Origin of the sequence: Bacillus sp. FSL W7-1582 (assembly GCF_038593325.1) — a bacterium.
In the GTDB taxonomy this organism is placed as follows: Bacteria; Bacillota; Bacilli; order Bacillales; family Bacillaceae; genus Bacillus; species Bacillus altitudinis.
Map to the genome: position 1 here is coordinate 2,379,733 of NZ_CP151987.1, position 23,737 is coordinate 2,403,469.

23 protein-coding genes and 2 pseudogenes are annotated in these 23,737 nt (G+C 39.5%); 3 read left to right on the forward strand and 22 right to left on the reverse strand.

Annotated features, from left to right (window positions below; translation table 11 throughout):
* Positions 1-113: 113 nt before the first annotated feature.
* Together NSQ11_RS12270 and NSQ11_RS12275 are read right to left on the reverse strand one after the other, a co-directional pair.
* Entirely contained in the window at positions 114-1,313 is a 1,200-nt protein-coding gene (locus tag NSQ11_RS12270; protein WP_052320847.1) for an iron-containing alcohol dehydrogenase, read from the reverse strand.
* Positions 1,310-2,752 carry an alanine/glycine:cation symporter family protein gene (locus NSQ11_RS12275; RefSeq protein WP_052320848.1) on the reverse strand — a complete coding sequence of 481 codons (1,443 nt, stop codon included), beginning with the start codon at positions 2,750-2,752 and terminating at the stop codon, positions 1,310-1,312. Before NSQ11_RS12275 ends, NSQ11_RS12270 begins: the two co-directional genes overlap by 4 nt.
* Before the next feature lie 130 nt (positions 2,753-2,882).
* Here NSQ11_RS12275 and NSQ11_RS12280 point away from each other — a divergent pair, with 130 nt between their 5' ends.
* Entirely contained in the window at positions 2,883-3,776 is an 894-nt protein-coding gene (locus tag NSQ11_RS12280) for a LysR family transcriptional regulator (RefSeq protein WP_008342630.1), read from the forward strand.
* 138 nt (positions 3,777-3,914) lie between these two features.
* Here the strand turns inward: NSQ11_RS12280 and NSQ11_RS12285 are convergent, their stop codons facing one another.
* From NSQ11_RS12285 to NSQ11_RS12305, 5 genes are all read right to left on the reverse strand, one after another.
* The gene (locus NSQ11_RS12285) at positions 3,915-5,036 is read right to left on the reverse strand and encodes an ABC transporter permease (RefSeq protein ID WP_046344081.1); all 1,122 of its coding nucleotides are present in this window, start codon (positions 5,034-5,036) and stop codon (positions 3,915-3,917) included.
* Positions 5,029-6,195, reverse strand: a complete 1,167-nt coding sequence (locus NSQ11_RS12290) for an ABC transporter permease (protein ID WP_138826136.1) — start codon at positions 6,193-6,195, stop codon at positions 5,029-5,031. Before NSQ11_RS12290 ends, NSQ11_RS12285 begins: the two co-directional genes overlap by 8 nt.
* 19 nt (positions 6,196-6,214) lie before the next feature.
* Positions 6,215-7,159, reverse strand: coding sequence for an ABC transporter ATP-binding protein (locus NSQ11_RS12295; protein WP_138826138.1), 945 nt, complete (start codon positions 7,157-7,159; stop codon positions 6,215-6,217).
* Positions 7,160-7,368: 209 nt separating this feature from the next.
* Positions 7,369-8,583 carry a formaldehyde dehydrogenase, glutathione-independent gene (gene fdhA, locus NSQ11_RS12300; RefSeq protein WP_017358089.1) on the reverse strand — a complete coding sequence of 405 codons (1,215 nt, stop codon included), beginning with the start codon at positions 8,581-8,583 and terminating at the stop codon, positions 7,369-7,371.
* 427 nt (positions 8,584-9,010) lie between these two features.
* On the reverse strand, positions 9,011-9,613 hold the full coding sequence (locus NSQ11_RS12305) for a methyltransferase domain-containing protein (protein WP_017367683.1): 603 nt from the start codon (positions 9,611-9,613) through the stop codon (positions 9,011-9,013).
* Positions 9,614-9,931: 318 nt separating this feature from the next.
* Between NSQ11_RS12305 and NSQ11_RS12310 the strand changes: the two are divergent.
* Positions 9,932-10,006 (forward strand): annotated as a pseudogene (locus NSQ11_RS12310) (YjcZ family sporulation protein); the annotation flags it as partial.
* Positions 10,007-10,049: 43 nt separating this feature from the next.
* On the opposite strand, the gene NSQ11_RS12315 reads toward NSQ11_RS12310, so the two are convergent.
* From NSQ11_RS12315 to NSQ11_RS12345, 7 genes are all read right to left on the reverse strand, one after another.
* On the reverse strand, positions 10,050-10,205 hold the full coding sequence (locus tag NSQ11_RS12315) for a hypothetical protein (protein WP_223255651.1): 156 nt from the start codon (positions 10,203-10,205) through the stop codon (positions 10,050-10,052).
* Positions 10,206-10,370: 165 nt separating this feature from the next.
* Positions 10,371-10,505 carry a YrzI family small protein gene (locus tag NSQ11_RS12320; RefSeq protein WP_008342648.1) on the reverse strand — a complete coding sequence of 45 codons (135 nt, stop codon included), beginning with the start codon at positions 10,503-10,505 and terminating at the stop codon, positions 10,371-10,373.
* Positions 10,506-10,948: 443 nt separating this feature from the next.
* On the reverse strand, positions 10,949-11,179 hold the full coding sequence (locus tag NSQ11_RS12325; protein WP_017358091.1) for a YrhC family protein: 231 nt from the start codon (positions 11,177-11,179) through the stop codon (positions 10,949-10,951).
* 72 nt (positions 11,180-11,251) lie between these two features.
* A complete protein-coding gene (locus NSQ11_RS12330) occupies positions 11,252-12,400 on the reverse strand; it encodes a bifunctional cystathionine gamma-lyase/homocysteine desulfhydrase (RefSeq protein WP_008342652.1) in 1,149 nt (382 codons plus the stop codon).
* Position 12,401: 1 nt separating this feature from the next.
* The gene (locus tag NSQ11_RS12335; protein WP_024718360.1) at positions 12,402-13,325 is read right to left on the reverse strand and encodes a cysteine synthase family protein; all 924 of its coding nucleotides are present in this window, start codon (positions 13,323-13,325) and stop codon (positions 12,402-12,404) included.
* A 46-nt stretch (positions 13,326-13,371) separates the two neighbouring features.
* Positions 13,372-14,067, reverse strand: a complete 696-nt coding sequence (gene mtnN / locus NSQ11_RS12340) for a 5'-methylthioadenosine/S-adenosylhomocysteine nucleosidase (RefSeq protein ID WP_019743016.1) — start codon at positions 14,065-14,067, stop codon at positions 13,372-13,374.
* Positions 14,068-14,082: 15 nt separating this feature from the next.
* Positions 14,083-14,724 (reverse strand): class I SAM-dependent methyltransferase, encoded by a 642-nt coding sequence (locus tag NSQ11_RS12345; protein WP_216942540.1) that lies wholly within the window; start codon positions 14,722-14,724, stop codon positions 14,083-14,085.
* Positions 14,725-14,911: 187 nt separating this feature from the next.
* Here NSQ11_RS12345 and NSQ11_RS12350 point away from each other — a divergent pair.
* A pseudogene (locus tag NSQ11_RS12350) lies at positions 14,912-15,117 on the forward strand (DUF2536 family protein).
* 136 nt (positions 15,118-15,253) lie between these two features.
* Here the strand turns inward: NSQ11_RS12350 and NSQ11_RS12355 are convergent.
* The 8 genes from NSQ11_RS12355 to mltG all read right to left on the reverse strand — a co-directional run bounded on the left by NSQ11_RS12355 (position 15,254) and on the right by mltG (position 23,702).
* Positions 15,254-15,919 (reverse strand): YrrS family protein, encoded by a 666-nt coding sequence (locus NSQ11_RS12355; RefSeq protein ID WP_017367687.1) that lies wholly within the window; start codon positions 15,917-15,919, stop codon positions 15,254-15,256.
* A 67-nt stretch (positions 15,920-15,986) separates the two neighbouring features.
* Entirely contained in the window at positions 15,987-17,729 is a 1,743-nt protein-coding gene (locus NSQ11_RS12360; RefSeq protein WP_060832468.1) for a penicillin-binding protein 2, read from the reverse strand.
* A gap of 50 nt (positions 17,730-17,779) precedes the next feature.
* Positions 17,780-18,253: a transcription elongation factor GreA gene (gene greA, locus NSQ11_RS12365; RefSeq protein ID WP_007501433.1), complete on the reverse strand. Its 474-nt coding sequence runs from the start codon at positions 18,251-18,253 to the stop codon at positions 17,780-17,782.
* 633 nt (positions 18,254-18,886) lie between these two features.
* Positions 18,887-19,519, reverse strand: coding sequence for a uridine kinase (gene udk / locus NSQ11_RS12370; protein WP_007501435.1), 633 nt, complete (start codon positions 19,517-19,519; stop codon positions 18,887-18,889).
* Positions 19,520-19,526: 7 nt separating this feature from the next.
* Positions 19,527-20,795, reverse strand: coding sequence for a U32 family peptidase (locus tag NSQ11_RS12375; RefSeq protein WP_017358097.1), 1,269 nt, complete (start codon positions 20,793-20,795; stop codon positions 19,527-19,529).
* 20 nt (positions 20,796-20,815) lie between these two features.
* Positions 20,816-21,745 carry a peptidase U32 family protein gene (locus tag NSQ11_RS12380; RefSeq protein WP_008342670.1) on the reverse strand — a complete coding sequence of 310 codons (930 nt, stop codon included), beginning with the start codon at positions 21,743-21,745 and terminating at the stop codon, positions 20,816-20,818.
* On the reverse strand, positions 21,742-22,407 hold the full coding sequence (locus NSQ11_RS12385) for an O-methyltransferase (RefSeq protein ID WP_035390950.1): 666 nt from the start codon (positions 22,405-22,407) through the stop codon (positions 21,742-21,744). Before NSQ11_RS12385 ends, NSQ11_RS12380 begins: the two co-directional genes overlap by 4 nt.
* 212 nt (positions 22,408-22,619) lie before the next feature.
* Positions 22,620-23,702 carry an endolytic transglycosylase MltG gene (gene mltG / locus NSQ11_RS12390; RefSeq protein WP_165378943.1) on the reverse strand — a complete coding sequence of 361 codons (1,083 nt, stop codon included), beginning with the start codon at positions 23,700-23,702 and terminating at the stop codon, positions 22,620-22,622.
* Between the last annotated feature and the right edge of the window lie 35 nt (positions 23,703-23,737).

The following is a 23,737-nucleotide window of genomic DNA, read 5'->3' on the forward strand; positions in this document are numbered from 1 at the left end:
ATAGAAAAACCACCACCTAAATCATACATTAGGAGGGTGGTATATTTGTAATTCTCCATATTGACGACATAGTCGTTTGCTTCTTGTGTAAAGTCTGGGAAAGTTTGTGTTTATCATTCAGTCAGTCTATTCGGCTCTTTATCTGTATGACTATATGAAAAAGCAGCCTTTAGTATATCTAAGTAGTCCGCTTTCGTAACGGCACGAACATTGCTTTTTGTAGAGTTATTTTGTTCTGCTAGTTCAGCCATTTTTTCAAAATCCTCTACTTTTACATAAGATAATTCTTTTAGTGATGGAATACCTAAATTCTTTGTGAATGTATACATACCATCCATTAATTTTTGAATCGCCACATCATCTGCATCCGTTTTATCTGCAAAGCCCATAATGTTTGCAAGCTCTATGTGCAATGATTTGTTTTCAGCTGCATTAAATTGTATGACATAAGGTAAAAACACAGCATTTGCGATACCATGAGGCGTATCATAAAGACTGCCGAGCGCTTCGGCTAAACAATGTACGGCTGCTACATCAGCGGAACCGAAGCATAAGCCAGCGAGTAAACTGCCTTCCTGCATTTTGTATCTTGCTTCTAAATCAGAACCGTCTTCATACGCCTTCGGTAAATAGGTCACAATGGTTTTCATTGCGCTTGCCCCCATCGCCTTAGAAATAGGGTTTGTTTCTTTACATGTATAGCCTTCAATCGCATGGACCAGTGCATCAACACCTGTTGCCGCTGTTATACTTTTTGGCACCGTAGAAGTAAGAGCAGGATCCAAAATCGCAATAGTTGGTCGAAGCAAGGCATGTTTTAAGGTGATTTTTTTATGTGAAGCAGCTAACGTAATCACAGATGAACGGGTCACCTCAGAGCCAGTTCCAGCCGTGGTTGGAATACAAATTAAGGGTGATACATTTGTATACGCCTTCTTCCCTGCTATATACTCTTCAGGATTACCGCCATTTGGACCTAATAAAGCAATGGCTTTTGCCGTATCCATTGGGCTGCCTCCACCAATCGCAATAACCGCTGATGCTTGTACTTTTCTAAAGTGCTCTGCACCCGTTAGACATTCATGATCTCTTGGGTTTGGAGATACTTGATCAAAGACGACAACGGAATAACCAGCTTCTTGCAAATATGCTTCAATAGGCGTCACCAATCCTGCGCTTTTTACACCAGGGTCAGTCACAATCATAATTGTAGCACTAGGCAATACAATGTCCTCTACAATAGAGGCAATATCTTTAGATTTTCCAGTCCCCATGATCATTTTCGTATGACAATCATATTCAAAATTTATCATTGATTTTCTACCCCTTCATTTGTTGATTTAATCGCTTGTTTTTCTGCTCCCCACCATTCTACTCCTTTTAAACCTGGAATGGTAGAAGCGTAAAAAACAGGGTTCTTTCCTACCTTTCTTTGTCCCATGTAATCATTTAGAGCCGCAAAAGCAAATTTGCCTAAAATCGCAATGGCAACCAAGTTAACAATAGCCATAATCGCCATCGACAAGTCCGCTAACGTCCAAACGATTTGTAAGTTGGCGAGAGCACCAAACATGATCATCATTAAAACAGTGATTCGATACACGAATAGCGCGGTTACACTGTGATGAATAAAACCGATATTGGCTTCACCGTAATAGTAGCCACCTACAATGGAGCTAAATGCAAAAGTAAAGATCGCAAATGCTAAGAAAATACTAGCCCAAGAACCAAAATGTTGCGCCATTGCAGCTTGAGTAATTTCAATACCTGACAAATCACCTACTGTTTCTACTGTTGATAGCATAATAATAAATGCTGTACAACTACAAACAACTAATGTATCAAAAAATACGCCTAATAATTGAACAAACCCTTGTTTTACTGGGTGTGAAACATGGGCAGCAGCAGCTGCATTTGGCGCACTTCCCATCCCTGCTTCATTGGAAAACAACCCGCGTTTGACACCGTTCATTATTGCAGCGCCGATTCCGCCTCCAACCATTTGCTCTAATCCAAACGCACTTTTCATAATACTTGCTAATGCTGCGGGTACATCAGCGATATTTGTCACAATCACATAAAGTGCTAAGATAATATAAAACGAGGACATGATTGGCACAATGATTTGGGTAAAGCGGGCAATTCTCTTTACACCACCAAAAATGATGAGAGCCGTAAGAATGGTTACGAATACCCCCATGCCAATTGGACTGATACCAAATGAATATCGAAAGGCATTTGTGATGGTGTTCGTTTGTACTGCATTAAAAATTAAGCCAAAACTAAGAATAACAGAAAAGGCAAAGATCCTACTTGGCCATTTCAGTCCAAATTGCTTTTGTATATAATAGCCTGGCCCCCCTTTAAAACCATCACTTGTTCTCACTTTATATATTTGAGCGAGTGTACTTTCGACAAATGCAGAAGCTCCCCCTAAAACTGCTGCAAACCACATCCAGAAAATAGCTCCAGGACCACCAACTGTGATGGCAATAGCAACACCTGCCATATTTCCAGTTCCAATCCTCGTCGCTGCTCCGATAAAGAAAGCTTGCATTGAAGAAATGTCTTGACTCCCTTTTATTTTTGGAGCTTTTTCAAAAATAGAACGGAAGATCTCTTTTAGTAAGACAATTTGCATAAACTTCATTCTCACCGTAAAGTAGATTCCTATTCCTATTAACATAATGACTAAAATATATGTCCATAAAAAGTCATTTATTGAATTGACAATCGTTTCAAACAAAGCCATCCCCCCTATAAAATCTGAACATTCTAAATAATGAAAGCGCCTACTTTTATCATAGTAAAAATGATATGATCTATCTATAGAAGTTTTCTGATTGCATCAATCGGCTCATCCGATTTAGGAGGGATTGACGTTGGAAATAAAGCAACTGATGATGTTCCAAACAGCATCAAAAGTATTAAACTTTACAAAAACAGCACAAATACTTGGCTATGCTCAATCTAGTATCACGGCAAATATCGCTGCATTAGAAGAAGAGTTAGGAACCCCTCTATTTGAAAGGCTTGGAAAAAGGGTCATTTTAACTGAAGCTGGCATGAAGTTTCAAGATTATACGGATAAGATTTTAGGTTTAACAGGAGAAGCATTAGAGGCTGTTGGCGGGATGAGTGAGCCAAGCGGCATTTTGAGAATATGTGCATCTGAAACACAATGTACCTATCGACTTCCTCATATTTTAACGGACTTTCAAACAACGTATCCTAAAGTAGAACTGATTTTCCGTCCCGGAATAGCTGAAAAGGATGTTTTAAATCTATTACTGGAAGGACAAATTGATGTCGCCCTATTATCGATGAATCCTGTCGTATCCTCACATTTAATTGTAAAAGAATTAAAAGATGAACCGATGGCCATTGTATGCTGTCCAACAAATCCATTGAGCAAAAAACAAAAAGTATATCCTATCGATTTAGACGAGCAAAGATTGTTGTTAACCGAAGACTGCGATTATCGTTATGCCTTCGAACACTCTTTGACACAGGCAGGAGCAAAACCGAGAAGTAAACTAGAACTAGCAGATGTAGAAGCCATAAAAAAATGTGTAATGGCTGGTTTAGGAATTGCTGTACTTCCCGAAATTTCTATAAAAAGGGAAATAACAGAAGGCCATATGATTAAAATCAATTGGATGGGACCCTGTCTCACAACGAAAATCCAACTATTCTGGCATAAAAATAAATGGATGTCTCCTGCTTTGAAGGCGTTTGTTGATTTAACAGAAGAATATATCCTTCTCAATGGGTAATGTGAAATATTTACTTGGGCAGCCTTCAATTTCTTTCACCATTAAATATTAACGAGTTATCCAATCATTTAAAGTAAATCACGTGTATACAAAAAGCCCTCTACATAGCTATAGAGGGCTTTTTAGAAGAACAAAGGATTAATAGGATCTGATGCTCTTCAAACCAATGATCATAAAGACCACCGTAAAAGCAATTAAAACCGTCGCATCTAATAATAAGATAGAAAGATTAACATTGCCGCTCATGATCTCACCAAAACCAGACATCATCCATGTTTGCGGTATAGTCAAAGAAATCTTCTTCATAATGTCTGGAACGATATCTAAAGGCCAATAAATACCACCCAGCATGCACGATCCTACAATGACAATTGCACTAAAGATTTCAGCTTGTTTTTTTGTTTGAGATAAAGTAGCTATCATAAATCCTAAACTTACGACAAGGCCTATAACAAATGATCCGAACAATAAGATAAGAAACAGGTTGCCTAAGTAGACATTAAAGAAAATAGATAAGATGGTCAAAAGAACACCCAATTGTATCCATCCAAGAAGGAAATATGCCATTAAATAGCCCAGAAGTACATATATTTTATGGATTGGACTCGAAAGCAATCTTTGCCATGTATAATTTTTATACTCCGAATGTATAGATGACAAAGAGCTTGAAATCGCAAACATCATAAACATAATGGTAAAGCCAAGCGGTATCAAATTTGGTTGTTGGCTTGCTTGACCATTTTGATTTTTTTCGGCCAATGAAATCGTACCAGATTCATTTAACTTGTTCAATGCATTGGTGAGAGAAACACTTTTCTGCTCTTTCACACCCTGATTGATTTGATAAATGATGGCAGCTGTCTCTTTTAAATAGGGAGATAAGACTGCATATTCTTCAGTTTTTTTATAAACTGTCACATCAAAAATCTCTTTATTTTCTTTTAGATGGGACTTTAATTGGTTTACGACTTTCACAGACGCAACTACCTTTTCTTCAGATACTAAATCTTTTGCGTCGCTTTCAGTTGCCTTTACCCAGAGAAATTTGGTGTTTTTTTCGAGAATTTGAAAAATTTCTTGATCTAGTTTACCTTGACTGGGCTCTAGAATAAAAGCAACTGTCGGTTTCTTTGTATCAGATGCGGTACTACCAAAGATAAAACTAAAAACAATTGGCATCACAAATAAAAAAATGAGGGTCAATGGGGACTTTAATGTTTCTTTTAACTTTAACGTGATAATGGCTAATATTTTATGCATAACGATGCTTCCTTTCAAAAGACATTCTTAATAAAGCAATGATGAAGAAAGCCATTCCCATCCCGCAGCTAAGTAATAATCCGTTTTGTATTTCACTAAAATCAGCACCTGCCATACTTTTCAAAAACATTTGAAGTGCAAGAGAATTAGGTAAAAAATAGCTGGTATCAATCACCCATTGTGGGAATAAGTATAAGGGCACCATACTCCCGCCTAAAGCAGCTAACACTTGAGTGCCTAAAATCCCCACACTATTAAACGTTTTTTCTCTTTTGATAAAAGAACCAATCAGCACCCCGAAACCCGCAGCATTTAATATAAAACTACATCCGATCATAACAACAGTAAAAGGCTCTCCCCAGTTCACCTTAAAGACAAAGCTAGTAAATAAAATAATGACCGCAAGTTGAATCATACTCATTAAAATAATGCCCAATAACTTTCCAATGATATAACTAGTATTGTTTAATTTTGATACTAGTAGTCTTTTATAAACTTCTTCTTCTTTTTCCTCTATCATACTGCCAACCAAGAAAACAACAGTCATTAATAAAAAAAGCACACCCATCCCGCCTGCGTAGTATTGGAAGGATGTAATCGGCTGGCTGTTGATATGAATATTCCTTTCGTTCACTAGTTCTTTTTTCAGTTGATCAGACACGACCTCCACTTCTTTACCTTGATTCAACGGCACCAGAATACGATTCATATGATAATTTTGAAAGAATTGCAAAACCACATTTTCTAGGACCATTTCCTGTAAGCTTGAATTAGGTCCTTTCAAAATATTCAATTGCACATGATCATGATTTAATAGGCTTTTTTCAAAATTCGGCTTGATGATTATACCCATTGTAATGTCTCTACTATTTAAATCTTTCTCTAGCTGATTTTTCGAGGTGACCTTCACTTCAAATATGTCACTGAGTTCACTCTTAGACAATGTTGAAAGAAACATTTTACTTGTAGCGGACTTATCTTGATCTGTTATTCCTACTCGAAATGAATTGATCCTAATTTCGCTATCTTTCTTCATGTTATCTCCAAATGCTGCACCTAATATAGCAATTAATATGATAGGCATAAAAAAAAGTGTAAAAAAGCTTTTCTTATCCCTAAAAAACAATAATAGATCTTTCAGTACAACCCAAATGCTCATATGCTCACCTCTATTCGGTCTAATCTCGTAATTTTTTACCTGTTAAATACAAGAATACATTTTCTAAATTTGGTTCTACAACTTCTGCTGAAATTAATTGAACATGTAATGCGGTTACACCTTGAATAAGTTGACTTAGTAAATGCTGAGGATTGTCATCAAATAATTTGATTTGATTTCCCTGCACCATAAAGTCATTCAGTGGGTGATATTCATTTATATATTGGCACACTCGCTCCATATCCTTTTGTCCTTGTTCACATTTAATCGTAAAAATGATTTCTCTTTTTTCTCCAACAAGCTCAGCCAATTCACTTAAATCACCTACCTTAATGAAAGAACCTTGATCCATAATAGCTATTTTTTCACATAGATATTCGACTTCCTCCATGTAATGACTCGTATAAATAATCGTCATTCCTTCACTATTTAGCGTTTTAACTGTTTCTAATATATGATTTCTGGATTGCGGGTCTATACCCACTGTAGGCTCATCCATTATTAATAGTTTTGGCCGATGCAAAATCGCACATCCGATATTCACTCTTCTTTTCATCCCTCCTGAGAATACTTTCACCTTATCATTCGCTCTATTGCCCAGACCAATTAATTCAAGGATTTCTTGTACTCTGCTTTTTAATTCTTCTCCTTTAAGTCCATACATTTTCCCCCAAAACGTTAAATTTTCTTTTGCTGACATATCTAAATATAAAGCGATCTCTTGCGGAACAATGCCAATCAATTGCTGTGCATGCTTTGTTTCTTTATGTAGTTCAATGCCTCCAATCGTAATAGTCCCGCTCGTTGCATGTATAAGTCCTGTCATGATACCGATTAAGGTTGATTTCCCTGCACCATTAGGGCCCAACAGTCCAAATGATTCACCTTGTTTTAAGTGGAAGCTAACCCCTTTTAATACTTGTTTACCTTCATAATTTTTGATGATGTTTTGTACTTTTAGCAATCGCAATCTCTCCTCTATTCTTCCTATCTATCATAACTCTGTCCAATCATTGCCAACTGTTTTATGGTATGTCTTTCAACTAAAGATCATTTTTTCCAATTTACTCATTTTATCACGTTATGAAATGTAGAAGAACAGTATAGGTCTTTTTATATTTATAAACAAAAAAACTTACAGGAAAAATCCTGTAAGTTTTTTTCGATGGATCATTATTTAGAAATCATGCCATGCGGGTCAATCACAAATTTCTTCGCCACACCCGAATCAAAGTCGCTATACCCTTTAGGGGCTTGATCAAGAGAAATAACAGTTGCATTAACGGCTTTGGCGATTTGTGCTCTTCCGCTTAAAATAGATTTCATCAAGCTGCGGTGATATTGCATGACAGGGGTTTGGCCTGTCACAAAGGTATGGGCTTTGGCCCAGCCAAGTCCAATTCGCACTTTCAGAGATCCAACTTTTGCATCTTCATCCACAGCACCTGGATCTTCTGTGACGTAAAGTCCTGGAATTCCAAGCTTACCGCCAACTTTGGTAATATCCATAATTGTATTTAAAACGGTGGCTGGTGCTTCTCCTTGATCTCCATGACCTGAAGCTTCAAAACCGACACAATCGACCGCACAGTCGACTTCTGGCTCTCCAAGGATGTTTGTCATTTGTTCACCGATTCGATCATGTTTTCGTAAGTTAATCGTTTCGCAGCCAAAGCTTCTCGCCTGCTCGAGCCTTTGTTCATTGAGATCGCCGACGATGACAGCAGAAGCGCCAAGGAGCTGAGCGGAATGCGCTGCTGCTAGACCTACTGGCCCTGCACCAGCAATATAGACGGTAGAGCCCGGCTTTACGCCAGCCGTATAAGCACCATGAAAACCTGTCGGGAATATATCAGAAAGCATCGTCAAATCAAGTATTTTTTCCATCGCCTGATCTTTGTCCGGAAATTTGAGTAGCTGGAAATCAGCATATGGCACCATGACGTACTCCGATTGGCCGCCAACCCATCCGCCCATATCTACATATCCATAAGCTGAGCCAGGTCGATCGGGGTTCACATTTAAACACACATGGGTTTTTTGTTCTTTACACATGACGCAGCGACCACAGGCAATATTAAATGGAACTGATACGAGATCACCCTTTTGGATAAACTCTACATCTCGTCCAACTTCAACGACTTCACCAGTAATTTCATGACCAAGGACAAGTCCTTCAGGCGCTGTTGTACGCCCTCTTACCATGTGCTGGTCGCTCCCGCAAATGTTTGTTGTCACCACTTTTAAAATGACGCCATGCTCACACTTACGTCCAACATTGGCTTTAGGTACACCAGGGCCATCTCTTAAAACCAAATCAGGGTATCCAATATCCTCAACTGCTACATTTCCTGCTCCTTTGTAAACGACACCTTTGTTTCCCGACATGTTTTCATTCCTCCCTTTTTGTTTAAAAATGAAGTCTCTCCAAAATTCTCTCTTTCTCGGGCTTTTTCCTTCTTTTAACCGCACATTGACTCAAAAAATAAGTGACAAATGTCTATCTAGGAGAGAAAAATGTATTTTCCAATCAAATAAAAAAGAAAATATTGAAAAAAAAGCTAAACATTTGAAGAACATTGTCGATATAAGGAATAAGCCAGACAGGTATCCTTAATCGACAAACAAATTCCTTATATATACTATCATTCCTTACACACCTGGCTGGCCCCTACATATGAAATGAATGCAAAAGACTCTTCTTGTGAAGTGTCTTTTTTATTGATGAATGATCAATTCCCACATGCAAAAAAGGCCCTTCTGACGAAGAGCCTTTTTTAATTGCTTGTTCATTACCTGGGAAATATTTTCATCATCATTTTAAGGCTTTGATACAGATGTATGTATCATAATGGTAAACAGAGACGTCTCTAAAGTGATACGCTGAAAAAAGACAGCTGATGTCTTCTTCACTGTACGTTGAAAGAGACTGTGAGCGTTTTTGTTCCTTCATTAGTTCCTGCTTTTGAAAAGATAAGAATACTTCTCCATCCACTTGAAGAACACGATATACCTCTTTCATGACTTGTTCGATATCTGGCAAGTAATAGATGGTCTGCACTGTGAACAATTTATTGAATGATCTGTCTTCAAAAGGTAATTGCTCAGCTTTTCCAAGTGTGATAACGGCTTTTTCCTGCTCGACAAGCCTCTTATGTTTTCTTTTCGCGTATTTTACCATATGACGCGAAGCATCGATTCCATATACTTTTCCTCGATCAAGTTTTTCCGCTACTTTAGATAATGTCATACCTCTTCCAGTACCAATTTCTAAAATCCGGTCGTTTTCTTGTATATTTAAGAGTTGAATCGTCCATTGATTGATATTATGATGATTTTTTTCCATATAGCGGGCAACCCATTTTGAGAACAAGCCCTTTGGTTCCCTCATTTGTTTTCCAATCCAGCTTTGAATCAATGTCAACACCTGCTTTGCACCAGTAAATAAAACTATTTACGAATTTTCTTACTTTTCATATCGGCTCTCGCCTAACAAAAGTTAAGACCTAGTCCTAATTTCTTTGTCTTTTATTAGACGGCACCTTTTCTGAAAATGTTTCGCACGTCATGAAAAATATTTAAACAAATAGGCATTTTCATTAATTGTGCTCAGATTGATTTCGTTTTCCGCATGAGCTGCATATTTTATGAATGTATCTTGATTAGATAAAGGTGGTGCTAGATTATGGGCTTTGGCGGTTATTCTGGAGGCTACTGCGGTGGCTACGGTGGCGGTTTTGCAGGCGGATTCGCATTGCTTGTTGTACTGTTCATTTTGTTAATCATCATCGGTGCAAGCTGGATTTGCTAATGTAAAAGGAGCAGGAAACGATAACGTTTCCTGCTCCTTTTCTTTAATACCAATAGGTTGGATAATTGTACATATAGCGTCTGAGCATTTCTTCTTGCTCTCTTTGCATTCTGTATGGATTGCCGTATCCGTGCTTTAAAGAATGCGGAATAGACGCATACCCGTGCCCCACTGACGGAAACCTCATATATGGTGACATCGACATTCATTGATCACCTCACAATCTCCTTTTACGGTTATCATATGTGCAGGTGATCAATGTGGAGCGTGTCTAAACCTGGTCCTTCTCCCTTGTATAACAATCAAGCATTGCAAGCATCATAAACATGTCAATCTCCTCCTTTTCATCTTTTTATTGTCCTTTTTAGTTCATGTACTTTAGTTGTTTCTGCTTCATTTCTTCATAAAATGTTTCGACTTGTTGTTCATAAAGAACCGTTTCAATGTCTTTGTATTTACGTTGGATCGTCAAAGTAATAAAAAATAAATGGATTGTCATATACGCTCACCTCCCTTCAGTTCGCAGCACGCGAAATAGCCCGCAGATCTTCTTTATCAGTTGACCTGCGGGCACACAAAAATGCAGATCAAAAGACAGTGTCTTCTAACCTGCGATGGATGATACGTGAAATCCTCGTTTACTTAAACAGTTTTGTAGCGTGAACCGTAAAAGGTAAAGGAAGGACACGAGCTCTTCCACAGGCTGATGACATGATGAAATTGGTTGTTGAATTGATCACAAGTAGATACGAATAACATATTCTTCAGCCTCCTTTACGTTTTTAATTACTTTGTAAGTATATCCAGCAAGCACCATTTTGTAAACCTGTTTTTAGTAAATTAGATGATTTTTGTGTGTTTGACTAAATTTCTACAGTGATTCTTGTCCGATTATCCAGTGTAATCAAAAAAGTCTCCTCATCATATGAGGAGACTTTTTGCTTAATCTTCATCTAGTTCTTGTAGCTTTTTTTGAAAAAAGATCGCACGTTTCACGCAAAGGAAAGCAGCCAATAGGAAAACACAATCAACTGCCAGCATCAGCATTTTTGGTGATGCTTCTATGTGCTGATTCGGTAAAATCGTACCAATATATAAAAAGGTGCTGACAGCAAGCAAAATAAAAGCGTATTGCTTGTAATCTGTCACTAAACCATCCCACTTTTTCTTCACTTGATTCACCTTCCCGTTATCAATGTCTATTGATAGCTTACCATAGTGAGAGAAAGCGGGGGGCATGTAAATCTATCCATTCGTTACTGCGTCGAGCCCTTGTTCAATATCATGTAATAAGTCATCAATATCTTCAATACCGACAGAAATACGGATTAAACCATCTGTGATGCCAAGCTCTTCTCTGCGCTCTTTTGGAATGGATGCATGGGTCATGCGAGCAGGAACAGAGATTAAACTTTCAACCGCCCCTAGGCTTTCTGCGATTGTAAACAATTTCAATTGGCTTAAAAACACGTCGACGTTTTCTTCTTTTCCAATATCAAAAGAAATCATACCGCCAAAGCCTGTTGCTTGAGTTTTTGCAAGCTCATGACCTGGGTGAGCGCTTAAACCTGGGTAATAGACACGTGTAATCGCAGGATGTTGTTCTAAAAACTCAGCGATTTTCTGCGCGTTTTGTTGATGTGCTTCCATTCTTAGTCCGAGCGTTTTCATCCCTCGCATTAGAAGCCACGCATCTTGCGGTCCAAGAATACCGCCTGTAGAGTTTTGAACAAAGTGCAGTTCTTCACCAAGCTCTTCAGTAGCTGTCACGACAAGTCCGCCCACCACATCACTATGGCCGCCTAAATATTTTGTGGCACTGTGCAAGACAATGTCAGCCCCATATGAAATCGGCTTTTGAAAATATGGGGTAAAAAACGTATTATCGACAATCATCAAGATGCCAGCTTCTTTTGTGATCCGGCTTATGGCTTGTAGATCGGTCATTTTCAGCAATGGATTGGTTGGTGATTCAATATAGACGGCTTTTGTTTCTGGTAAAATTGCTTTTTTCACCGCTTCAGGATCACTTGTGTCTACAAATGTAGCTTTAATGCCAATCCGGTTAAGCACCTTTGTCATCACACGATAGGTTCCGCCGTACACGTCATCAGTCAGTACGATATGATCTCCGCTGTTAAACAGCATCATCACAGCTGTAATTGCAGCCATCCCTGAACCGAACGCATAGCCGTTTGCCCCGCCTTCAAGATCACGAATGACTGTTTCCAGTGCTGTTCTTGTTGGATTCGCAGTTCTGGAATATTCATATCCAGTGTGCTCGCCTGCTTTAGGCTGCTTATAGGTGCTGACTTGATAAATAGGAACAGACACGGCTCCTGTTTTTTCATCACCAGTGATTCCACTATGAATCATCATTGTTTTTGGCTTCATTTTATTTTCCTCCCTCATAAATACCTTTACTTAGATAACGCTCACTGCTATCAGGAAAAATAGTGACGATCACCGTCCCAGGTGATGCCTTTTTCGCTTCCTCTAAAGCGGCAAATAGAGCGGCACCAGACGAGCTTCCGAGCAGAACACCTTCCTTTTCAGCTGCTTCTTTCACCATTCGGAATGCATCATCGTCACTGACGGTATAAATCTCGTCAAATAAAGTCGATTCCATATAATCTGGAATAAATTCAAGGCCAATTCCTTCCGTTCTATGCGGTCCCGGCTTTCCGCCATTTAAAATAGATCCTTCTGGTTCCACGATCACTGTTTTTAGCGCTTCTTTTTGCTCTTTTAAATAGGCAGCACAGCCTTGAAATGTTCCGCCAGAACCCGCTCCTGCTACAAACACGTCTATGTTCCCCTGGAGGTCAGACCATATTTCTGGCCCGAGCGTTTTATAGTAAGTCAATGGATTTACTTGGTTTTTAAATTGTAAGACACAATACGCATTGTCAAGGCTTGCCTCTAGTTCAAGGGCTCGATCAATCGCACCCTTCATCCCATCTTTTCTTGGTGTATGAATAATCTCTGCACCAAGCGCCTTCATGAGCTGTTGTTTCTCTTGACTAAAATGTTCTGGTACACAGAAGATCGGATGCAATTGATGTTTTCTTGCACTTAGCGCAAGCCCGATGCCTGTGTTTCCTGCAGTTGCTTCAATAATGGTTCCGCCTGGGCGCAGTTTGCCCGATGCCAGCGCTTCTTTAATCAGCATATCACCTAAGCGATCCTTAATACTTCCGCCTGGGTTCATCATTTCAAGTTTTGCATAAACATCAACACCTGCCGGCACACCCATCCCTGACAGTTTTAAAAGCGGTGTGTGGCCAATTAATTCCGTAATATCATGTATGACAGCCATATAAATCCCTTCCTTTGTATGGAAAAGAAGGGGGAAACCCCTTCTTTTATTGTGTTTGCTTTATCATACGCAGGACAAGGTCTGTTGAGTGAATCGCTGCTTGCTCTAGAAATTGATCAAAAGAGATATTGGATTCTTTCCCAGCAATATCTGACAACGCTCGAACGACCACAAATGGCGTTTCAAATAGATGGCAAACTTGCGCAACTGCTGCTGCCTCCATTTCCACTGCATACAGCTCTGGAAATTTCTCTCTCACAAACGCGACACGACCAGGATCATCCATAAATGAATCTCCTGTTGCAATCGTTCCTTTTGCCACTTGAATATGATCGATTTCTGAAGCAGATTCCTCTGCCAGCTTCACAAGCTGATCATCTGCGATGAAAGCAGCTGGTAATCCTGGCACTTGTCCATATTCGTAATTAAAGATCGTCACGTCCACATCATGATGTCTAACATCAGTAGAGATGACAATATCACCTACATTTAATGAGTGATGGAAACCGCCAGCTGATCCTGTATTGATCACATAATCTGGCTGAAAGCGGTCAAGCAGAAGTGTTGTGCTGACCGCTGCATTCACTTTTCCAATCCCTGATTTTAATAAAATCACTTCTTTATCTTCATAAACACCTGTTGTAAATTCACACCCAGCGATGTTTTCTTGTGTGGCATTCTTTAGTTGGTCTCTTAAAATCGTCACTTCTTCTTCCATTGCACCTATCACTGCGATTTTCAAATCAAAAACATCCTTTCATTCCCTTTTCTTCGCTTCTACGATCCACACAAAATCATTCATTTGATGAAAAGATGTGCTAAAACCTTCTTCTTCAAAGATTTGCTTTAACACACCTATGGATGGATAATATTCCGTTTCTAAATCCTCTGCAAGCTGATCGAACCCAGCGGCTTTCGCTTTGTTCGTTGCAGCTTGATGTGCTGCTTGATTTTGAAACATTGTATCAGCAAAGACTATTTTACCACCTGAGGGAAGGATGTTGCCATAGGTGTGGATGGCTTGTTTTTTTTCGTCGTCCGTTAAATGATGGAAAGCATATGAACTGACGATCGTATCTGGCTCAAAAGGTGGGGCTGGAAACGATAAAAAATCTCCGTCATGAAATACATTTGGTATTCCTTTTTGAAGAGCCGCTTTCTTCATGGCCTCTGAAGGTTCAACGCCAAACACTTTCTTATCTGCTTGAAGCAGTGCCGCCGTTAGGTTTCCTGTGCCGCTTCCAAACTCAATGACATGTTGACCTGCACGGCGAGCAATCTCTTTTAGAATGGCCGGATACCGGCGAAACACTTCTTTATACTGCTCGTCATGACCACTTACAGTGTCATCATAAGATTCAGCCCAATGATCAAATAAAGAAAGAAACTCACGTCCCATTTTTCTTTCCCTCCACTTTATCTATTTATTCCTATCCGTATAGTATGTTTTATTCGGTCGAACAGTTCCTATCCTACCACATCTTCTGATTCTTTCCTACTAAAAAATACTGAGTGGGGTGGAAAAATATTTGCCCTTTTGAATGGGAGAGATTATGATGAATCTAGAGCATGGAGGGATGAATGAAATGGATTTTCAACTGGATTTTTTAAAGGACAAAATTGAATTTTTTGAAGCACGTCTTTAAAAGAACTTGAACAAAAGATCCAAAAACAAATTGAACATAATCAGGCGATCTTGCTGACTGTTCATTCTGTGAGTCATCAAACGACTGTCATTGATGATAAGATTTTGTATACAGCAGTTGTTCATTTTAAAGCGAATGTCTCATAAAAAAAGATCAGCGTGTAGGCAGTCAGGTCTGTGCGCCGGTGCTAGTCCTTCCTAGACTGCAAAGGTTTTCTATCACGCTGAAAAGAAGAAAAAGGCTAAAATGAAGTTCATTTTAGCCTTTTTGCATGCATCTTTTTTATTTTAATTTTTCAACCTTCACAGGTTTCCAGCCTTTTTCGTCCACCCACGTAATTTCTACACGGTAGCGTTCACCTGTTGATTTATCACGGATGGTTCCTTTTGCATCTTGAGGTCCTCCGTTATTTCCTAACCAAATAACAGTCATTTGATCTTCTGAGATTCCTGTCGCATAGGACATGGCTTTGATCATTTCTTTCCAGTCTTTTGAGTTAGCATCATAGGTTGCTGTATGTGATCCCGATTGCTCTGTTCCTACAGGCTCCCAGTTATCGTTTTCATATGTTTTGTCTACGTCACTTGTTTTACCGCCATCTGTTTCTGTGGCATCTTTTAACGCATCTTTGTTTGGCTCTTCTTCATCATCTGTTTTCTTTGTATCGTCTTTTTTGTCAGATGAATCGTCTTTTTTCGCATCCGCATCATCGGATGTATCTTTCTTTTGATCTTTCACATCTTCTTCTGAGTTTTGTTTATTTTCACTCGATGCAGGTGCTGTTTTTGATGGTTCGTCTGCTACATTTGTATCTTTCGGTTTATTAAAAATTAACAAACTCGATGCGACAACCAAAATAAGCACCACAACGATACCAATTAATATGTTAAGCACCATATTCGCCTTTCTGCGCTTATCACGATGTTCAAATCGAGAATTTCTACTCAAAATCTCTGCACTCCTTTGCCTCTGTTCCCTAAGTCGTTACTATTCTAACATGACATGAAGGAATGTTCTATGTCTGTTTCTTTTCAATTTCATTGACCTTTTTTACAATATCATAAAACGCTTCATTTGTCTTAGCCCGGCCACTTGCCTCATCAAGGTGAACAACGACGAGAGCGTATTTTGGTTTTTCTGCCGGAAAGTATCCGGCAAACCACTTGTGATAAAGTGGATTCCCCTGTTTATCTTTGCTGCCGGTTTGGGCAGTGCCTGATTTCCCTGCTATATGGAACGGCAGGTCTTGAAATCTTCTTCCTGTTCCTTTGTCAGACGTCACCACCTGCCTTAAGTACTTTTGCAAGGTTTGAGCTGTATAGCGGTCAATACTGTCACCATCAGGTCGTTTGTTTTGAAAGGATAGCATCGTTGTTCCGTTTTGATACATCACTTTATCTGCAATCCTCACTTCTTTTCGTTCTCCGCCCCTTGCAATCGTTGCCATCATATTGGCAATTTGTAAGGGAGTTGTTTTGACATTTTTTTGACCAATCGCCGTTTGCGCAATGGCTTTTTTGACATGCTTGTCTCTTTTATCTCCCCACACACTGCCTGTTTCTTCACGATCAAACTGTTTGAATTGTTGCTTATGGTATACATCCCCTTCCCAGCCGGCTCGATCCACAAGCCCAAGCTTTGAAGCTGTCTTTTCAAGAATTTGATCATCTGTTTGGATGAGCTGCTCAGCGAGTGTCGCAAATGTATAATTACAGCTTTGCGCAAAGCTTTCAGACAGATTCAGTACTTCCTGCTTTCCTTCTGGCTCTCCATATAAATTCTTTCGACAATCATACATCGTTTGTGGCTGGTTCAAGTTTTTTTCAATCGCTGCGGCAAGTACGACCGTTTTAAATACAGAACCGGGAGCCATTGCGGTCAGCATGTAATTTCTTGCCTCATGGCGGTTTTTGCTGGTCACATTTGGAACACTCGCCATCGCCAGCACACTGCTATTTTGAATGTCGAGCAGAACCGCTCCGCCTTTTTCAACACCTTGTGCTTTGAGAACATTCTCCATTTCCCTCTGCATGTCTTCGTCCATGGTTGTCTGCACTTGCAGCGGATAAAACGAATGAGCTTCTGCTGTATATTTGACGTCCATCCCAAACAAAGGGTTTCCCCTTCCGTCCACATGATATAACAATTTTGTGTCTTGCTCTGGTAATAGAAATTCGTCAAATGTACTTTCCAAACCGAATGTACCGATCTCAGTGCGGATTGAAAGCTCTTTTTTGTCCGGATAACGTTTTCTCAAGAGTTCTGGATTCTCGCTTGTGAAACCTAATGTGTGGAGGGCAAGTCTTTTTTTGTCCTTCTCTTTCATATATACGCCGTAAACACCTGAATATTTCATATCATTGATGTCTTTCAGCTTTTTTTTCGTGACATCATCTTTTAAAATGAGTGGTTTCTTCGTTTCTGTCAGCTGGCTCTTCAATTCATCTTCTTCCATCTCAAGTATAGAAGCGGTTTGTTTTAAGTGAGGGAGGTCATATTGCAGGAAAGGAAATATGATGACCGCAGGCTCTTCTTTTGTGAGAAGTGCCTCGCCGTTTCGATCTAAAAATTCGCCGCGTCCGTCTGAAATGACTACTTCTTCTGTCCGCTGCCTGACACTTTCTTGGATCAAATTAATATCAAGCTTTGAAAAAGATTCTGTGAAAAACAACTGAATTTCCGCTAGTCTAAATAGGAGACCGAGCAATAAGATAAAAATAATGACACCTGTCCATTGGATTCTTCTTGTTTTCAGCATAAAAACACCTCGTCCCTATTGTGGACGAGGTGTTTATCGTATAAACGTAATTATGAAATTTTTACAATTTGGACGAACATTTCTCCGCCAGGTGTTTGAACCGTGACTTTGTCGTCTACTTGTTTGCCTAAAAGGCTTTTTGCAATTGGTGAATCGTTTGAAATTTTGCCTTCAAACGGATCAGCTTCTGCACTTCCTACAATCGTATAAGACTCTTCTTCACCGTCCGGTAATTCAACGAATGTGACCGTTTTACCGAGTGAAACAATATTTGAGTTACCTTCATCTTCAATAATTTTGGCATTACGAATCATATTATCAAGCGTTGTAATACGACCTTCTACAAACGCTTGCTCTTCTTTAGCAGAATCATATTCCGAGTTTTCAGAGAGGTCTCCAAAACTTCTAGCGATTTTAATACGCTCTACAACCTCTTTACGTTTAACCGTTTTCAAATATTCAAGCTCTTCTTCTAATTTGCGCTTTCCTTCTTCTGTCATTGGAAATACTTTCTCTTGTGCCATGAATCATTCACTCCTTCTATTAATCCTCATCATACAAGCTTTCTGCATGTGAGTGACGACTGAAATATACAAGAATGAGGACATATTCCGGCCCTCATTCCTTCTGTCCCATATTCGTAAAAGTCCATCTTACATGGCGTCCCTTTTAGATGCAACTATTATGCCTTTTTATTAGGCAGGAACAGCAGCGGTCTCATGATGATGTATTATCTTCATCGCACAAACTGTGGAAAGGCACAGGAAGCTCCTGTACCTCGTTCGGCCATTTCGATCATATGTAGAAGAATAGCTTACCCATTCTCCATCTTCCAATACATAATATGGTCAGTGTACGATATGTCTATGCTATATTATTACAAAATTGCATTTTGATCAAGAATTGTTTGAAAATTTGTGATGATTTGTTTGTCGTTTTTTTAATATACTTTTACAAAGCAGGAATAACTGAAACTTTCAGCATCCCATCGTGATTTTCCTGTCTTCATTTCGCAGCATTGTTTTCCTATCATATCAAATCCTTGATTCAGGAAGCTGCTACTTACAATGTTCATCGATGATTTCGTTGACTGTACACCTTTTCTATCATGTTGAAAAGACCTTTACGTCGTAAAGGTCTTTGTTCTTCTCCACCATTTACTCTCCGCGGTTTTGAAGAATCGTTTGAATTTTTGTCACCATGAGATCAATCGCCACATGATTTTGACCGCCTTCTGGGATGATGATATCGGCGTATCGTTTTGACGGTTCAATGAATTGATTGTGCATCGGTCTGACGACAGATACATATTGTTCAATCACGGAATCAATCGATCTGCCTCTTTCTTTCGTATCACGTAAAATACGGCGAATGATCCGAAGATCTGCATCAGTATCCACATACAGTTTAATATCCATTAAGTTTCTTAGACGTTCGTTTTCAAGAGCAAAGATTCCTTCAACGATGATGACATCTTTGGGTTCAACATGTACCGTCTCTTCTGAACGTGTGTTTAGTTTAAAATCATAAATCGGTTTTTCAATGGACTCGTACTTTAGCAGCGCTTCTACATGCTCAATCATCAGGTCATTGTCAAATGCAAGCGGATGATCATAATTGGTCAGCAGGCGCTCTTCAAATGGCATATGACTTTGATTTTTATAATATAAATCTTGCTGAAGCATGAGGATTGAATGTCCTTTGAATTTTTCGTAAATGGAATTGGTGACGCTCGTTTTACCTGAACCCGAGCCGCCAGCGATTCCAATCACCACTGGTTTTTTCCCCATGTGCCGGTTATTTCCCCTTTCTCATCATGTTGCTAGGGTATACTTTTTGATCAAGCTTAAATTTCACAATTTGCAGTGGATGACGAGCGGCATCGAGTTCGTTCCCTTTTTCGTCCCAAATCGTCTCAATCTTGCATGTGAAATTTTCGATTTCTGGACCGAAAAATTCAACTTCGTCGCCAGCTTTAAAGAAATTACGCTGCTGTAATGTGACAATTTGTTCTTGTTCATCATAATGAAGTACAAGACCGACGAAATCAAAGGTCGTTTTCTTTCCATGAATGCCAAACATTTGTTCATCCGTTCCTGGTACACCTTCAAAAAAGGCAGGAGCCGTGTCACGGTTGGCACATTTGTCTAATTCATCGAGCCATTCTTGTTGAATGACGAAATTGTCTGGATCCGCACAGTAAGCATCAATGACTTTACGATAGACACTGACAACTGTTGCTACATAATGAATGGACTTCATTCGTCCTTCGATCTTTAAGCTATCAATTCCCATTTCAATCATTTGCGGTATGGATTCGATGAGTTTTAAATCTTTTGGACTCATCGCAAATGGTGCATCTTCTTCACCGAATAAAGGCGCTTCCTCAGAGCCTTCTAGTTTATAAAGATCATAATCCCAGCGGCAAGATTGGCAGCAGCCTCCGCGGTTTGAATCTCTCGCTGTCATATGGTTACTGAGCACGCAGCGACCAGAATAAGCAATACACATCGCCCCGTGAATGAACGTTTCGATTTCAATATCCACTTTTTCTTTCATTTCTTTAATCTCTAGGGCGCTTGTTTCACGTGCAAGGACCACACGCTCAAGCCCTTCTTCCTTCCAAAACTGCACCGCTTTCCAATTTGAAAGAGATTGCTGTGTGCTCAAGTGAACTTCAAGCTTTGGAGCTACTCGTTTGCATGTTTCAATGATGAGTGGATCAGCGACAATAATTCCCGCTACACCCGCTCCTTCAATCCCTTGAAGATATTCCTCCAGACCGTCCATGTTTTCGTTGTGGGCGAAAATATTCGTTGTCACATAAATACGAGCACCGTATTTATTCGCAAATGCGACACCTTCTGCCATTTCTTCGATTGAAAAGTTATCTGCATTTGAACGAAGTCCAAATTCTTTCCCGCCAATAAAAACAGCGTCTGCTCCATAATGCACAGCAATTTTTAGTTTTTCTAAGTTACCTGCTGGCGCTAACAGTTCTGGTTTTTTTGTAATGACACGTTTTCCATCGATCACTTCAGAAATTCCATCTTTTAAAAGTGCCATTTCCTCTGCCTCCTTTTATCTTAATAAACCGTTTCTTTAAAGAAGAATCCTGTATCGATTGAGCGGTTGACAGGCTGGATCTCTTCAATACGCTCCACCCATTCATCTTTCTGATCTTCATAGGCTTCCTTATCAGTCACAAGTAAATCAATGGCTTTTCGATAGAGGGATGTCACTTCTGTCATATAAGAAAGTGACTTTAAAATTCCGTCAATTTTAAATGAGTCAATGCCTGCGTCGACAAATTCTTCTAATTCATCAATCATACATACATCATTTGGACTCATAATGTGTGTGCCATTTTCATCCTCAAAAATAGGATATTTGTTTTGACGCTCCTGGTCGTGAAGGAATAGACCTTCTTCCATATTTCTGCCTTCCACGTCCATTTGTTTGCCTTGATATTCAAAATAGTTGCCAACAAGTGTCCGTTTGGATTGGAACATACAGGTCATGCCGTGGACTTGAATTTCAATCTCCACTTCAGCGTTTTCTTTGATATCAATCACGCTATCCATATTGAGTTCTTTGGCAAGAACAGCACGTGTTGCGCCTTTTCTGCCCCAGTAGTTACAAGTGTAATAGTTTGTCCCAGTTGTTTCTGTACTCCAGTGCAGATTCAAGTTGACACCTGTTTCTTTTGCGGCCATGATCACTGCCGGATCTCCAAAAACGACACCATCCACGTTTAACCCATCGAGAAAGGTTAAATAATCTCCAAGCAGTGCCACACGGTCATTATGAAAAATCGCATTCATGGCGACATATACTTTTTTGTGATGTGCATGTGCGAGTTGAACCGTTTGTTTCACATCTTCTCTTGAAAATTCACCTGCAAGACGGATTCCATATGTTTGTTCACCTATTAAAAATGCGTCAGCACCCGCTTCAATGAGCGGCAGTACATCCGACACCTTGCTTGGTGTCACAAGCAATTCTGGTTTTTTCATGATTGGTCACCTCTTTTTGTACTAATAGCGATCCCATCTCCAACCGGAATGATACACGTTTGGTAGTCAGGATTTGACATCAGCCATTGATTGTATCGATCAATTTTGCCTATTAATTGTTTTTTTCGTTTATCTTCAATTTCTTCTTCATAATTTGTCGCAACTAAGCCTTTAAATAATACGTTGTCTGTAATAATCATTCCGTCATCGGACAGCATCGGTTCAAACAGCTCAAAAAAGCGTTGATACTGGCCTTTTGCCGCATCAATGAAGATCACATCATAGGGCGCCATCGTCTGAACCGTTTTAGCTGATTCCATCGCATCGCCAAAAAACACGTGAATTCTATCTTTGAAATGTAATTCTTCAATATTCCGTGTCGCTTCCTCATAACGTTTTGCATTTCGCTCAATCGTATAGATTTCAGCATCTGGCAGAGCTTCTGCCATTCGAATCGCTGAATAGCCAATCGCTGTCCCAACCTCAAGAATCTTCTTCGGTTTTTTCAAAGAAAGCAACTGCAATAACAGTTCAATGCTCACCTTTTCCATGATTGGCACATGATGCTCTTTGGCATACTCCTCTAATTGAGCGATGGCATCAGGACTCGGCTCAATTAAATCTTCAATATAATCATTTATTTGATCATCTTCGATTGTCATTATATGTCTAGCTCCTTCATGACCTGAAAAAGAAGAGTCCTGCCTATTGCAGCTCTCTTTCTCGTCAATCTTTCGTTCATCTAAGTAAAAACAACCCGATATATTTTACCACAAAGATGTGGTAATTGCGAACCTATAAAATGGATATAACAACGAAAAAAACTGCAGGCAATTTCACCATTGTCTACAGTCTTTTTCCTTTCACATGAGCGCTAGTTGCTGCCTGTGATGTATTTCGCTTTCGCTTTGTTGTGCTCATTTAACGTTTTCGTAAAGACGACTTCGCCATTTTTCTTTGCTAGGAAGTAAACAAAATCTGTTTTCTCTGGATGGAGTGCTGCTTTCCACGAAGATTCTCCAGCATTGGCAATAGGTCCAGGCGGCAGCCCTTTGTTTGTATACGTATTATAAGGTGATTTCACTTTTAAATCTTTGTAATAAACACGGGACTTATGCTCGCCAAGCGCATAAAGAACGGTTGGATCTGTTTGAAGCGGCATATCCTTTTTCAACCGGTTATAAAACACACTTGAGATTTTTGACCGGTCTGTTTTTTCAGTTGCTTCCATTTCTATCAGGGATGCCATCGTTAGGACATCATGGATGGACATCTTTCTCTTTTTCATGTCCTTTTCATACGTTTTCACATATTGATCTGTTTGTTTAATCATCGTGTCAATGATGGTTTCAAGTGATTCATCCTCACGATAAAACGGATACGTCGCCGGGAATAAATATCCCTCTAACGGATGCTTGACCTGTTTCCCGGTCACTTGTGATGTCACCGTTTTCGGGTATTTTTTCATCAATTTTTTAATAAAGGCTGGATCATCCAGCTTCGCTTCAACTTCTTTCGCTGAAAAATTCGTCTGGTTTGCAATAATAGCTGCAATATCAGACAACTGTTTCCCTTCAGGTATCACAAGCTGAAATGCGTAATCTGTCCCGCCAGATGTCAGCTTTTGAATCAGCTGATCCGCATCCATTGTTTGTTTGAGATGAAAATAGCCCGCTTTAAAGCCTGACGCTTTTTTGTACTTTGCATAGTAAGTGAAAATCGTGTCATTTGAAATCAGTTCATTTTCTTTTAAAATGCTCGCAATTCCGCTGACAGATGTCCCATTTGGAATATGAATATTAATGGTTTGTTTGCTTTTTTGATCGACCGGCCCGAGTGCTGATTTTACATATAAAAAACCTGATAATGCTGCAATGATGATCACAGCAAGTACAGATAACAGGACGATCCCCATTTTTCGTTTAAAAAATGGTCGTTTCTTTTGTTCTGAAAACATGCATGGCCCTCCTCACATCTAGCTTTTATAGTACA